Genomic DNA, 12,143 nt, shown 5'->3' with positions numbered 1-12,143 from the left:
TTAGAATCCCACCAAGTCGCGGCACCCCCGGACCCCGGTGGCCGAACATGCACCACTCGCCGATCGGGAGCAGCTGATGAACAGCGTTCAGCACGCGACCAGACCCCTCCTCACGCGAGAGTTCACCCGCCGGGCCGCCGGCGCCTGGATCCGCGCGGCCGACGCCGGGCTGATCGACGCCGCCGAGCTCGTCTGGCTGCTGAGCCACCTGCCCGGCGATCCGGCCGGCCGGACCGGCGCCGAGGTGGACGGATGACGACCGGCACGCGGCCGGTGCTCACCTGGCAGTCCGCCGAAACCGATCTTCCCGGGCGGATGCTGACGCTGGTCTACCGCGTCGCGAAGCAGACCGGGCGGTCCCAGCGCACGAGCACCGCGTTGTGCCGCCGCGTGCTGGCCGCGGCCCCGGAAGTGGACCGGCGGTGCCGGGACGCGGCCGCCGAGCGGCAGGTGCGGGCCCGCGTGCTGGTGGCGCTGCGGGCGGACCTGGCGCCGCGGATCGAGCGCGCCACGCTGGACGCGGCCCTGCGCGACGCCGTCCTGCTCGACGAGGTCACGCAGCTGCCGCCGCGTCAGCGGTTCGCACTGTGGTCCACCGCCGTCGACCGCCTCACGACCGCCGAACTCGCCACGCGCACGGGCTGGACGCCGCCGCAGATCGCCCGGCTGCTGCGGGCCGCGCTGCGGACCGTGACCTCGAGCGCGACGCTCCCGGAGTGAGAACCGGCACTCGACCTCGGGCACCACGCTGCGGGCACCGGACGGCCGGGAGAGACTTGACCCGTGTCCAGCAACGAACCCCCTGAGCCGCCGCCGCTGGTGATCCCCGACGAGCAGCCGGCCTTGCAGTGCAGTGTCAGCCGCCGTGGCAACGCGGTCGTCGTCGCCGTGGCCGACGAGCTCGACCTCCTGACCGTCCCGGAGTTCAGCAGGACCCTGACCGCCATCCAGGCGGCCGCCGCCGGGCCCGTGGTGCTGGACCTGACGGCGGTGACCTTCCTCGACTCGAGCGGCATCAACGCCATCGTCCGGGCCGGCCGCGACGCCGACGACAACCCCACGCGGCTGCGGGTGGTGGCGGACGGCCCGACGGTGCTCAAGACCATCCAGCTCGCCGGGGCGCACGAACTGATCACCCTGGTGCCGACGGTCGACGACGCGCTGGCGCTGCCCTGACGCGATCGGTGCGGCCGGGTTTCACGGCCGACGCACTGACACGCACGGAGCGGGGGCACCGGATTCCGGTGCCCCCGCTCGGTCGTTCTCCCGCGTCCGTCAGACGGTGTGCGGGCTGTGCGCGACGGTGTTCCAGCCCGAGGCGATGACCGCGGCGTCGCCGCCGTTGCCCGCCCAGCCCGAGTTCCCGCCGGTGGTGGTGCTGGTGTTGCCCGCGTCGCCGGTCCAGCCGGTGTCACCCGAGTTGCCCGAGGTCACCGTGGTGGCCGACTTCGTGCCGCTCTCGTTGTTCCAGCCACCCTTGTTCCAGCCACCGTGGTGGCGGCCCTGCTGCTCGTGGCCACGGGTCGACGTGACGGCGGTGTTGCCGCCGGTCGAGCCCGAGTCGCCCGAGTTGCCGGACGTGCCGCTCACCGCGTCGTTGCCGCTGGTGGCGTTACCGGCGTCGCCGGAGTTGCCACCGTTGCCGCCGGTCGCGGTGCCGGTGACCGTGCCCGAGACGCTGCTGGTACCGCCCTGGTTGTGACGGTTCCAGCTGTGCCCACCGTTGTTCGTGGCGGAGTTCTTGCCGGTGCTCACGACGGTGGCGTCGCCACCGTTGCCCGCCCAGCCCGAGTTCCCGCCGGTGGTGGTGCTGGTGTTCGTGGCGTCGCCGGTCGAGCCGGTGGCGCCGGTGTCACCCGAGTTGCCCGAGGTCACCGTGGTGGCCGACTTCGTGCCCTCGTGCTTCCAGCCGTTGTTCCAGCCACCGTGGTTCCAGCCGCCGTTCTGGTGGCCGCGGCCGTTGTCCTGGCCGCCCAGGGTCCACACGATGGCGGTGTTGCCGCCGGTGGAACCCGAGTCACCCGAGTTGCCGGAGTTCCCGGTCACCGCGGAGTTGTGGCTGGTGGCGTTCCCGGCGTCGCCGGAGTTGCCACCGTTGCCGCCCTTGGCGGTGCCGGTGACCGAACCCAGGACGCCCGTGGTGCCGCCCTGACGGTTCCGGCCCCAGCCGTGCCCACCGTTGTTCGTGGCGGAGTCGTGGCTCGTGCCGGCCGCGGTGGCGTCGCCACCGTTGCCCGCGTTGCCCGAGTTCCCGCCGGTGGTGGTGCTGGTGTTCGTGGCGTCGCCGGTCGAGCCGGTGGCGCCGGTGTTCCCGGAGTCACCCGAGGTCACCGAAGTGGTGCACTGCGCCAGCAGGCACAGGCCGTAGGCGCTGTTGCCACCGGTCGAGCCGGAGTTCCCGGAGTCGCCCGAGTTCCCCGACGTCGCGGAGTTGTGGCTGGTGGCGTTCCCGGCGTCGCCGGAGTTGCCACCGTTGCCGCCCTTCGCGGTACTCGTGACGGTCCCGAGCACCTTGCCGACACCGCGGGCGCCCCGCGAGTCCGCGGTGTCCTTGCCCGAGGCCACCGACGTCCCGGAGCCGCCGTTGCCGGCGTTCCCGGAGTGACCACCGGTGGTGGTGCTGGTGTTCGAGGCGTTCCCGGTCGAGCCGGTCGCGCCCGTGTTCCCGGAGTTGCCCGAGGACACCGTGGTGGTGCACTTGGCCAGCACGCAGACGCCGTAGGCGCTGTTGCCGCCGGTGGAGCCGGAGTTGCCCGAGTTGCCGGAGTTCCCGCTGACAGCGGTGTTGCCGCTGTTCGCGTTCCCGCCGTTGCCCGAGGTCCCGCCATTGCCGCCGGTGGCGGTGCCGGTCACGACCGAGTGCAGCGTGTTGCCGAGCCCGCCGAGCGGGTTCGCGTTGCCGGTGTCCGCACTGGCCACCGCACTGCCCAGCAGGACGAACCCGCCGGAGATGAATGCGGCGGTCAGGCCGCGTCGCACGTACTTGTGCATGACTTCCCTTTCCTTACCATCTGTCCGTTATGGATTTCCGGAGGTGGAAAGGGAAAGTCAGCTCGGATGGTCGTTTCCGTAGAAGACCAGCCAGTACAGCGACCACGCGGCGCCCGGTGGCGCGCGCCAGGCCCGGCCGGTGCCGAGCACCCGCGAACCGGCGGACGTCACGGCGTATTCACCACCGTGCTGACCACCCGGGCTCGCCGACATCGCACCGCTCGTGCCGGACACGTCGGCGGGCAACCCGCCACCGCCGGTTCCGGACATCGGAACCGCGGTGTCGGCGGTCTTGGCGACCGCCTGGGGAGAACCGCTGTGGACCACCGCGAAGACCCGGGCCCGCACCGGCGAGGCGTTGACGCCCTCACGCGGCTGGGGCACGGCCGGTTGTCCGGTCAGGGCCGGTTGTCCGGTCACGGCCGGGACCACCTGGTCCGTCCGGATCGGACGGACCGGCGACGCGGTCACCGGAGCCGTGACGTGCCGCACCGGCTCCGTCGCCGGAGACAGCGACTGCAGCACCGGCTCCGTTGCCGGAGAAAGCGCGTGCAGCACCGGCTGAGTCACCGGCCGCAGGGCCGAGAGCACCGGGCCCGTCACCGGCTCCACCGCCTGGATCAGCGGCGCGACGACGGGCTCGAGCCCGCTCGTCACCGGCTCCAGCACCGGCGCTACCTGCGACGTCACGGCGTACACCGTGTCCGTCACCGGCTTCAGCACCGGCGCGACCTGCGTTGTCACCGCGTGCACCGTGCCCGTCACCGGCTTCAGCACCGGTTCCACGGGCTCGAGCACGCCGTGCACGGTTTGCCCGGCTTGGTCGAGCAGGCCGGGCCGGTCGGGTGGCGGCGAACCTTCGGCAGCGTTCGCGGTGCCCGACACGAGCAGGGCCAGCACGGTGAACCCGAACAACGCGCCGGCCAAGATCAGCATCCGCAGCACGAACGGGTGCGGGGCCGGCGTTGTGTCCGTCAGGGAAGTATCCATCATCTCACCCCCTTTCGAGTGGCGACTTCACCGTCAGTCGTCTTTCGGGGCGAACCTCATCACCGGATTGGGGTAGATCCAAGTTATTTTCTTTTACCCGAAAGGGTTTCCTACCGTTGAGTAGCGGGTAGAAGGGCGGCTTTCCGACCCATCCGCGGCGCCGGCGGCCCCGAAAGGGAAACGTCCACGAAGGATCCGCCCCGCCGCCGGGAGGCCCGGCGAGCGGGTTTCGCCCGCCGTACGCGTGCGGGCGGGGAGGAGCTCATCCGTGTTTGGCAAACGCTATGCCGCAGCGATGATCAACCGCAGTGCCGAAAACGACCAGGACCGCCGCCGCTTCCTCAAAGCGGCCGGCATGACCGGACTCGGCGTCGTCGGCGCCGGAGCCCTCGGCGGCCTCACCGCCGGAACCGCCGCCGCGGCCACCGCCCGGCCCGCCGCCACGCCGAGCGGCGTCAGCGACGCCGCCGTCCTCAACTTCGCCCTCAACCTCGAGTACCTCGAAGCCGAGTTCTACCTGCACGCCGTCACCGGCCGCGGCCTCGACGACGCCATGACCACCGGCACCGGCGCCCGCGGCGGTGTCACCGGCGGCCGCGCCGTCCGCTTCCAGACCAAGGCCGCGAAGCAGTACGCGCAGGAGATCGCCGGCGACGAGAAGGCCCACGTCCAGTTCCTGCGCTCCGCCCTCGGCTCCGCCGCCGTCAGCCGCCCCGCGATCGACCTGCGCTCCAGCTTCACCGCCGCCGCCCAGGCCGCCGGGCTCGTCAAGCCCGGCCAGAGCTTCGACCCGTTCTCCTGCGAAGAGAACTTCCTGCTCGCCGCGTTCCTCTTCGAAGACGTCGGCGTCACGGCGTACAAAGGCGCCGCGCCCTTGATCACCAACAAGACCTATCTGGAAGCCGCGGCGGGCATCCTCGCCGTCGAGGCCTACCACGCCGCCACCATCCGCAGCGCGCTCTACCAGCGCGGCGACGCCAAGGCCACCGTCAAGCTCTCAGCCGCCCGCGACAGCCTCGACGGCCCCACCGACGACGACCAGGGCGTCATCGACAGCCACGGCAACGTCAACATCGTGCCCACCGACGCCAACGGGATCGCCTACAGCCGCTCACCCGGCCAGGTCCTCAACATCGTCTACCTGACCAACAAGGCCGCCACCTCCGGCGGGTTCTTCCCCAAGGGCGTCAACGGCGAAGTGAACACCAGCGCCGCCAACTGATCTCCGACGCGGGTGCCGGAGCGGTCCGGCACCCGCGTGAACACCTTTCACGGCTGCGGGCAAGAGGAGGCGACACCACAAGCGGCAAAACTGGAGGACTCCCCCTTGCCCACCCTTCTGCCCCGCCGTGCGCGCCGGCTCGTGGTCGCCGTACTGGCGACCGCCTTGGCCCTGCCCGGCGTACCGGCCGCCGCCGCCCCACGGGAACCGGCGGCACCGCAGCTGACCTGGTCCGACTGCCAGGACGGCTTCCAGTGTTCGACGGCGCCGGTGCCGTTGGACTACGACCAGCCCACCGGCGCCCAGGTGCAGCTGGCGCTGATCAAGCTCCCGGCACCCGACCCGGCGAAACGCATCGGGACGCTGTTCGTCAACTTCGGCGGCCCCGGCGCGTCCGGGCTGCAGCGGCTGCGCGAGCGCGGCAAGTGGCCGTGGCTGTTCTCCGACGAGCTGCGGTCCCGGTTCGACGTCGTGTCCTGGGACCCGCGGGGCATCGGCAACAGCACGGCCGTGCGGTGCTTCGACACCGAGGCCGGCCAGCAGGCGTTCTTCGGCTCGTTCCCGGAGATGCCCGGCGACCCGAGCGGCGAAGCGCCGTTCTACGCCGCCTCGAAGGACCTCGCCGACCGGTGCGGCCAGCAAGCGGGGAGCATCCTCCAGCACGTCTCGACGGCGAACACCGCACGGGACCTGGACCTGCTGCGCCGCGCCGTCGGCGACCAGAAGCTGACCTACCACGGGATCTCGTACGGGACGTTCCTCGGCGCCGTCTACGCCAACCTGTTCCCGGACCGGATCCGGGCCATGGTCTTCGACGGTTCGATGGACTTCGCAGGCAGCGCCACGGGCCACGACGGAACCGGGCCGACGGTCCCCCTCGACACCCGGCAGGACGTCCCGCGCGGCATCTCGGACACGTTCGGCCAGTTCCTGAAGCAGTGCACCGCCGCCGGGCCGGACTGCGCGTTCTCCTCGGGTGACCCGAAGGCGAAGTGGACGGAGATCATGGCACGGGCGAAGCAGGGCCCGATCACCGTCCCCGGCGCCGACGGCCCGGAAACCTGGACGTACTCCGGGATCATCAACACCGCGGGCGACCTCTCGGACCTGCGGGGCTGGCCGGACATCGCGGACCTGTTGCAGCGCCTGTACAACGCCAAGAACACGGTCACCGCCGCACGGACGTCGAGCGTCGCCGGTGAGCAGTACACCTCGAACCGCACCGAGGCGTTCAACGCGATCCAGTGCACCGACAGCGACGTCCCGGCCGATCCGGCGATCTACAGCCGCTACGCCGCGTCGGAAGACCAGCGGGTGCCGTACTTCGGGCGGATCGGCGCGCTGGACATGATGAGCTGCGCGTACTGGAAGGCCAAGGACACCGACCGGTACACCGGGCCGTGGAACCGCTGGACGTCGGCGCCGATCCTGGTGATCAACAACCGGTACGACCCGTCGACGCCGCTGCACGGCGCGCAGGACGGCGCCGCGGAACTGGCGCGCGCCAAGGTGTTCGTGACCGACGGCTTCGGGCACTCGTCGATGTACGCGCCGAGCACGTGCACGGAGCAGGTCAAGCGGAACTACCTGATCTCCGGCGCGTTCCCGGCCGCGGGCAAGACCTGCGGGCTCGACGCGAACCCGTTCGTCACCCGGTGAGTCGTGGCGGGCAGGCCGGCACCGGCCTGCCCGCCATGGGGCACGTCGACGGCCGCACCGGCCGATGAAGGTCCTGCTAATGTGGAACGTGTTCTAGTTCCGGCGGCAGGAGGACGATGGCCGAACCGCAGCTCAGGAGCGCGTACCCGGTGGTCCCCGGCGTGCCGCCCGCGCGGGCCCTGCTCGGCTCGCGGATCCGGGATCTGATCGAAGCCGCCGTGTGCGTGCGCGACGACGAAGCCGACCTGGTCGCCGCGGCGGAGCGGATCGAGGCCGTCACCGAAGCGCTGCGCGCCGCCGGCGGTGAGTCGCCGTTGCTGCTGGCCGCGCTCGAGGGTGGCGGGCACCTGAGCATCAACAACCCGGTCGAAGGGCCGGGAAACCCGCTGGCGCCACCGCTTTCGTGGGTGCACGTCGGGCCGGACTCGGTACGGGCCGAGCTGCTTCTCGGCCCGGCGCACGAGGGACCGCCCGGGCGGGTGCACGGCGGCTGGGTCGCGGCGGTCCTGGACCACGTGCTGGGCCGCGCCACCGCGGCGGCGGGCTTTCCCGGCATGACGGCCTCCCTGACGGTCGACTACCACCAGGGCACGCCGTACGGCGTCCCGCTCACGGCCGAAGGCCGCTTCACGAGCCGCGACGGCCGCAAGCTCCACGCCACCGGCGAACTCCGGGCAGGCGACGTGGTCTGCGCGACGGCGACGGCCCTGCTGGTCCAGTTCCGCCCCGGCCACCTCCTCACACCTCCCTAACCCGGCTGGCCCCACACCGTGTCGACCCCCCAATCACACGAGCCGGCTCCCCAATCACGCGAGTTCCACCTTCAATCACACGAGTCCCGGCCCGCCTCACGCAAGTCCCGGCCTCCGTACCGCAAGCCGACCCTCCGAGTACGCGAGCCGACTCTCCAGACACACGAGCCGACCCTCCGAGTACGCCAGCCGACCCTCCCGGCACGCGGCCTGACCGCCCGGCCCGGCTCCGAAGGCTCGACGACCACCGCCCGCCCGCGTCATCAGCTCACGCGGCAGCGACCACCCGGCGCCTCACGGGCCGCGTTCCGGCAGTTCGACGACCACCGTGCGGCTTTCGTCGTCGTCGTCCGCGGGGGTCGGGGGCATCGGCTCGCCCGGTGGGCGGGCGTCGAGGATGTCCGTCGAGCGCACCAGCCGCAGCGGGGTCCCGGGGGCCGCGCGGAACGGCCTGACCCGGACCCACGTGGTGCTCGTGTGCTCGTCGCGCAGGCTGGGGCCGGCGATCGTGCCGATGCGTTCCCGCGACGCCGGCAAACCGGGCATCGACGGCTCCCGGCGGCCGCGGTAGCGGACCTGCCAGCCCGGTGGGTACCCGCCGGGTTCGGCATCCTCGGCCGTGGCCATCTCGGCACCCCCGCTCGCTCGAACGTCGAAAGCCGCTTGGGGCGCCGGGGGCCGGGGCGCGGCGTCCAGCCTAAGCCCGGGCGGGTCGCGCCGGGCTCGGCCAGGTGGGTGGTTCCCTCACCCATGGTCCATTGAGGACGGACGTCACCCGGATGGCGGCCACCGGGGTTCGATGCCGACGACGTCGCGGTCCGGCACCCAGACCGGCGGCCCGTCGCCGAGCGGGGCGAGCGGGATCGTTTCGAGGCCCGTGCGCGGATCCCGCACCGGCGACCCGAGCACCACCCCGGCCGACCAGCCGCGAACCCGCCGGTCCCGGTAGGTGAGGACCCAGCCCACCGGGTACTCGTCGTCCAGTACCTTTGCCGATTCCACCGCACAGCCCCGATTCGTCGACGAACGCGTCGCCGAGGTCCGGGGCGATGATCCAGCCTACGCGAGCACCGCGACACCGCGGCAGCTCCAGCCGGGTGGTTCCGCCGGCCGCTCGAGCCGCTAAGGTCGGGAGGACGCCCCGGACCACGGCGATCGTTCTTCCGACGGCAGCACCAGGCGGATCGCCCGGTGCTCGCCCCGATCGCCGAGGCGAACCATGGTCATTCCCGCGGTCACGTCACTTGCGCTCGGCTGGTTCCTGCCGGCCTCGGCCATCGGCACCGTCGTGGTGATCGTCGTGCGGCGACGCCGAGCGCGGCGCCGCCCGGCCGAGCCGGGCACCGACGACGTCGTCGCCGCGATCACCCGGCCGCCGCCGGCGCCCCGGCCGGTCGCCGAGCTGAGCACCGGCGACCTGTGCACGGCCTGGCGGCGCAGCTACTTCCAGCTGCTCGTCGCCCGGGACGCGGCGACGCGCCGGAGCATGGTGGAACGCCGCCAGGACTACCTCGACGAGCTCGAGCGGCGTGACCGCCGGGGCTACGTCCGCTGGCTCCACAGCGGCGCCCGCGCCGGCGGCGATCCCGGGCCTTTCCTCGACACCCGCCGATGATCAGGCCTTGCGGCGCGCCAGCACGAGGGCGGGGTCCAGCGCCCGTTCGGCGAGCGCGCGGGCGACGTCGCTCAGCCGGAGGCCGTTGTCGCGCGCGTAACCCCGCAACGCGGCGAAAGCGTCGTCCATGGTGAGCCCGCCGGTCACGGCGAGGACGCCCTTCGCCTGCTCGATGGTCACCCGGCTGTTCAACGCGGTCTGCAGCTGCTCGGACATCGTCTCCCGGTGCCGGACGGCCCGTTCCTGGAGGATGCCGATGGTCGCGGTGTCGGCCAGCCCCTGCGCCAGGTAGACGTCGTCGGCCGCGAGCTCGCCCGGCCGGGCGCCGAACAGGTTCAGCGCGCCGATGGTCTGCTTGCGCAGCCGCATCGGCAGCGCGTGCACCGAGGCGAACCCCTCGCGGGCGGCCTCGGCGGCGAACCGCGGCCAGCGGCCGGCCTCCGCGGCGATGTCGGCGACCAGGACCGGGGTCCGGCTCGCGAAGCACTCCACGCACGGGCCCTCGTCGATGCCGAGCTGGAACAGCTCGAGCAGGCGGGCCTGCTCGGTCGACGACGCGAGCACCTGCAGGCTGCCGCGCTCGTCGACGAGCGTCAGGCCGGCCGCGGCGACGTCGAGCAGGTCCACGCACCGCCGCACCAGCGTGTGCAGCAGGTCGGCGACGTCGAAGTCGTCGACGAGGGTGTCGGCCAGTGCGACGAACGTCCGGGTCACCTGTCGTTCACGGTCGGCCATGCCCACCATCTCCTGGTTGCTCGTCGGATGTCTTCATGGTGGTCGTCATCGGGGCTCCCGGTCCAACCTGAGCCGGCCGGCCACGATGTCGGCGGCGACGTCGAGCAGCGGGCGGCCGTCGGCGAAGGCGCGGGCGCGCATCCGGGCCAGCGCCGCCGCGGCCGGCACGTCGAGCTGCGCGATCAGCATCCCGGTGGCCTGGTGGACCTCCCGGTGCCGCATCCCCGCGCCCTCCATCCACCGGCCGTCCCCGTCGAGCCACCGGTCGCCGCCGAGCAGGCCGGACAGCGCCAGCGCGGCGATGTCGGCCACCTGCAGAGCCGTCGAGAGCTCGGCGGCGGTGAACGAGCCCGGGGTCGCCCGGTAGGTGTCGAGGGTCGCCACGCGCACGACCCCGATCTGCAGCGGGAAGGTGAACAACGCCGCCACCGGGTGCTCGGCGGCCTGGGCGGCGAACACCGGCCAGGCCGGCGGGAGCCCGGCGGCGAGGTCGGGGTAGAGCACCGGCCCGCCTTGGGAAAACGCTTGGAAACACGGTCCTTCGCCGAGCGAGAACTGCATTTCGGCGAGCAGGGAACTCACCTCGTCGCTCGTGTAGACGACTTCGCGGTGCCCGGCGTCGGCCATCACCGACACCGCGGCGCCGTCGACCGGGAGCAGCTCGACGCAGGCCCGGCACACCCGGCCGACCGTGTCGACGCCGCTGCCCGCCCGGCCGCCGGCGAGGGCGGCCAGGACGCCGCTGCGCAGGGCGTCGAGCTCAGCCACCCACCACACGCCGGCGCATGCGGGCCTCCTCCGGGTCGGTGTCCCGCACCGCCACACCGACTCGGAAAGGACTGGGTCCGGATCAGCTCCGCCACCGCGGCCGCACCGAACCCTACCCCGCTACGTGCGGGTAGGCCGCCGACCGGTGCTGGAAGGCCAGGATCGCCGGGTTCACGATAACGCCGTCCCGGATCTCGATCGCGCGCCGCACGGTCTCGTGACCGTCCCATTCGGACGGTCCGCCGAGCACCGGCCGCAGCAGCGGGAGCAGCGCCTCGCTGATCTCCCACGTGGCCGAGTTCCACAGGTAGGACGGGCTGTGGTCGACGGCGTAGTAGGTGATGCCGTCGCCGACCGTGAAAGCCGGCCGGGCGAACGTGGTGGGCTTCGCCCAGCTGAAGCCCATGCCCTCGTCGCAGGAGACGTCGACGATGAGGCTGCCCGGCGCGAACGCGGCGAGGTCTTCCTCGATGAGGAACGTCAGGGGCTCGGCGGTGTCCTGCAGCACGCAGTTGACGACGATGTCGTGCTCGGCGAGGAACCCGGCCAGCGGGACCCGGCCCCGCTCGGTCAGCGCGTGGCTGCGCCGGAGGTCGCCCGGGTTGTTCTCGTCGTGCTCGAAGTGCACCATCGTGGCGGAGTGGATCGGCGAGCCGACCGCGGCGATCCCCCGGCCGGTGAGCACGTGCACGTCGTGCACCCCGTGCGCGTTGAGCGCGGTCACCGAACCCCGTGCCGTCGCGCCGAAACCGATCACGACCGCCTTCAGCCGCCGGCCGTAGTCCCCGGTCGCACCGGCCAGCTGCAGCGCGTGCAGCACCGAGCAGTAGCCGGCGAGCTCGTTGTTCTTGTGGAAGACGTGCAGCCCGAACGAGCCGTCGCGGTTCCAGTGGTTCATCGCCTCGAACGCGATCAGCGTCAGCTTGCTGTCGATCGCCAGCTGCGTGAGCCCGGTGTCCTGGACGCAGTGCGGCCAGCCCCACAGCACCTGGCCGGTCCGCAACTCGGCGACGTCCTCCCGCAACGGCTTGGCCAGCAACAGGACGTCGCACTCGGCGACGAGCTGCTCGTGGGTGCGCAGGCCGCCGACGAGGCCGGCCAGCTGTTCGTCGGCGACGCCGAAGTCCTCGCCGTAGCCGTGTTCGAGGAAGATGCGTTCGCGCAGATCGGAATCGATCCGCTCGAAGTGGCGGGGGTGGATGGGAAGCCGGCGTTCGTTCTCTTTCCGTGAACGGGAGACGACGCCGAGGGTGAGCTGGTCCACGAGGGCCCCTTTGGTAGACCCCAGTCTTAACACACAGTGCGTGTAGTGTCCGTGGTGACCGAGAGCATTTCGCGCGCGGGCGCTCGAGCCCGCGCCGTCCTCGGGCGCGTACCGGTCGCGATCGGCGGCCGGGGACGGGAGTCCCGG

14 protein-coding genes are annotated in these 12,143 nt (G+C 72.3%); 7 read left to right on the top strand and 7 right to left on the bottom strand.

Annotated features, from left to right (window positions below; translation table 11 throughout):
- Window positions 1-76 precede the first annotated feature (76 nt).
- The 3 genes from ACLJQZ_RS39705 (at window position 77) to ACLJQZ_RS39695 (ending at window position 1,176) form a co-directional block, all read left to right on the top strand.
- Complete coding sequence (locus ACLJQZ_RS39705; RefSeq protein WP_410625818.1) at window positions 77-256, top strand: hypothetical protein; 180 nt, start codon at window positions 77-79, stop codon at window positions 254-256.
- Window positions 253-720, top strand: a complete 468-nt coding sequence (locus ACLJQZ_RS39700; protein WP_410625816.1) for a sigma factor-like helix-turn-helix DNA-binding protein — start codon at window positions 253-255, stop codon at window positions 718-720. Before ACLJQZ_RS39705 ends, ACLJQZ_RS39700 begins: the two co-directional genes overlap by 4 nt.
- Before the next feature lie 63 nt (window positions 721-783).
- Window positions 784-1,176 carry an STAS domain-containing protein gene (locus ACLJQZ_RS39695; RefSeq protein WP_410625814.1) on the top strand — a complete coding sequence of 131 codons (393 nt, stop codon included), beginning with the start codon at window positions 784-786 and terminating at the stop codon, window positions 1,174-1,176.
- Window positions 1,177-1,275: 99 nt separating this feature from the next.
- Here ACLJQZ_RS39695 and ACLJQZ_RS39690 read toward each other — a convergent pair whose 3' ends face one another.
- Together ACLJQZ_RS39690 and ACLJQZ_RS39685 are read right to left on the bottom strand one after the other, a co-directional pair.
- Window positions 1,276-2,991: a beta strand repeat-containing protein gene (locus ACLJQZ_RS39690; RefSeq protein ID WP_410625812.1), complete on the bottom strand. Its 1,716-nt coding sequence runs from the start codon at window positions 2,989-2,991 to the stop codon at window positions 1,276-1,278.
- 57 nt (window positions 2,992-3,048) lie between these two features.
- Complete coding sequence (locus ACLJQZ_RS39685; RefSeq protein WP_410625810.1) at window positions 3,049-3,981, bottom strand: hypothetical protein; 933 nt, start codon at window positions 3,979-3,981, stop codon at window positions 3,049-3,051.
- A gap of 268 nt (window positions 3,982-4,249) precedes the next feature.
- Between ACLJQZ_RS39685 and ACLJQZ_RS39680 the strand changes: the two genes are divergently transcribed.
- From ACLJQZ_RS39680 to ACLJQZ_RS39670, 3 genes are all read left to right on the top strand, one after another.
- On the top strand, window positions 4,250-5,203 hold the full coding sequence (locus tag ACLJQZ_RS39680; protein WP_410625808.1) for a ferritin-like domain-containing protein: 954 nt from the start codon (window positions 4,250-4,252) through the stop codon (window positions 5,201-5,203).
- Window positions 5,204-5,308: 105 nt separating this feature from the next.
- A complete protein-coding gene (locus tag ACLJQZ_RS39675) occupies window positions 5,309-6,862 on the top strand; it encodes an alpha/beta hydrolase (RefSeq protein WP_410625807.1) in 1,554 nt (517 codons plus the stop codon).
- A 116-nt stretch (window positions 6,863-6,978) separates the two neighbouring features.
- The gene (locus ACLJQZ_RS39670) at window positions 6,979-7,614 is read left to right on the top strand and encodes a PaaI family thioesterase (protein WP_410625805.1); all 636 of its coding nucleotides are present in this window, start codon (window positions 6,979-6,981) and stop codon (window positions 7,612-7,614) included.
- Between the two features lie 294 nt (window positions 7,615-7,908).
- On the opposite strand, the gene ACLJQZ_RS39665 is transcribed toward ACLJQZ_RS39670, so the two are convergent.
- Window positions 7,909-8,241 (bottom strand): hypothetical protein, encoded by a 333-nt coding sequence (locus ACLJQZ_RS39665; RefSeq protein WP_410625803.1) that lies wholly within the window; start codon window positions 8,239-8,241, stop codon window positions 7,909-7,911.
- Window positions 8,242-8,385: 144 nt separating this feature from the next.
- The gene (locus tag ACLJQZ_RS39660; RefSeq protein ID WP_410625801.1) at window positions 8,386-8,616 is read right to left on the bottom strand and encodes a hypothetical protein; all 231 of its coding nucleotides are present in this window, start codon (window positions 8,614-8,616) and stop codon (window positions 8,386-8,388) included.
- Between the two features lie 217 nt (window positions 8,617-8,833).
- Between ACLJQZ_RS39660 and ACLJQZ_RS39655 the strand changes: the two genes are divergently transcribed.
- Complete coding sequence (locus ACLJQZ_RS39655) at window positions 8,834-9,229, top strand: hypothetical protein (RefSeq protein WP_410625799.1); 396 nt, start codon at window positions 8,834-8,836, stop codon at window positions 9,227-9,229.
- Here ACLJQZ_RS39655 and ACLJQZ_RS39650 read toward each other — a convergent pair whose 3' ends face one another.
- From ACLJQZ_RS39650 to ACLJQZ_RS39640, 3 genes are all read right to left on the bottom strand, one after another.
- Window positions 9,230-9,964 (bottom strand): GAF and ANTAR domain-containing protein, encoded by a 735-nt coding sequence (locus tag ACLJQZ_RS39650; RefSeq protein WP_410625797.1) that lies wholly within the window; start codon window positions 9,962-9,964, stop codon window positions 9,230-9,232. It lies immediately after the preceding gene.
- A gap of 45 nt (window positions 9,965-10,009) precedes the next feature.
- The gene (locus ACLJQZ_RS39645) at window positions 10,010-10,732 is read right to left on the bottom strand and encodes a GAF domain-containing protein (RefSeq protein WP_410625795.1); all 723 of its coding nucleotides are present in this window, start codon (window positions 10,730-10,732) and stop codon (window positions 10,010-10,012) included.
- A gap of 112 nt (window positions 10,733-10,844) precedes the next feature.
- The gene (locus tag ACLJQZ_RS39640) at window positions 10,845-11,996 is read right to left on the bottom strand and encodes a N(5)-(carboxyethyl)ornithine synthase (RefSeq protein WP_410625794.1); all 1,152 of its coding nucleotides are present in this window, start codon (window positions 11,994-11,996) and stop codon (window positions 10,845-10,847) included.
- Window positions 11,997-12,143: the final 147 nt, after the last annotated feature.

Source organism: Amycolatopsis sp. cmx-8-4, from assembly GCF_046548675.1.
GTDB lineage: Bacteria > Actinomycetota > Actinomycetes > Mycobacteriales > Pseudonocardiaceae > Amycolatopsis.
This window is presented reverse-complemented; position numbering and strand designations above follow the sequence as displayed.

Bases quoted from the DNA above. Each gene is read 5' to 3' on its own strand.
- ACLJQZ_RS39705 (WP_410625818.1), top strand. From the start codon at position 77: ATGAACAGCGTTCAGCACGCGACCAGACCCCTCCTCACGCGAGAGTTC.
- ACLJQZ_RS39650 (WP_410625797.1), bottom strand. From the start codon at position 9,964: ATGGCCGACCGTGAACGACAGGTGACCCGGACGTTCGTCGCACTGGCC.
- ACLJQZ_RS39685 (WP_410625810.1), bottom strand. From the start codon at position 3,981: ATGGATACTTCCCTGACGGACACAACGCCGGCCCCGCACCCGTTCGTG.
- ACLJQZ_RS39670 (WP_410625805.1), top strand. From the start codon at position 6,979: ATGGCCGAACCGCAGCTCAGGAGCGCGTACCCGGTGGTCCCCGGCGTG.
- ACLJQZ_RS39655 (WP_410625799.1), top strand. From the start codon at position 8,834: ATGGTCATTCCCGCGGTCACGTCACTTGCGCTCGGCTGGTTCCTGCCG.
- ACLJQZ_RS39700 (WP_410625816.1), top strand. From the start codon at position 253: ATGACGACCGGCACGCGGCCGGTGCTCACCTGGCAGTCCGCCGAAACC.
- ACLJQZ_RS39690 (WP_410625812.1), bottom strand. From the start codon at position 2,991: ATGCACAAGTACGTGCGACGCGGCCTGACCGCCGCATTCATCTCCGGC.
- ACLJQZ_RS39665 (WP_410625803.1), bottom strand. From the start codon at position 8,241: ATGGCCACGGCCGAGGATGCCGAACCCGGCGGGTACCCACCGGGCTGG.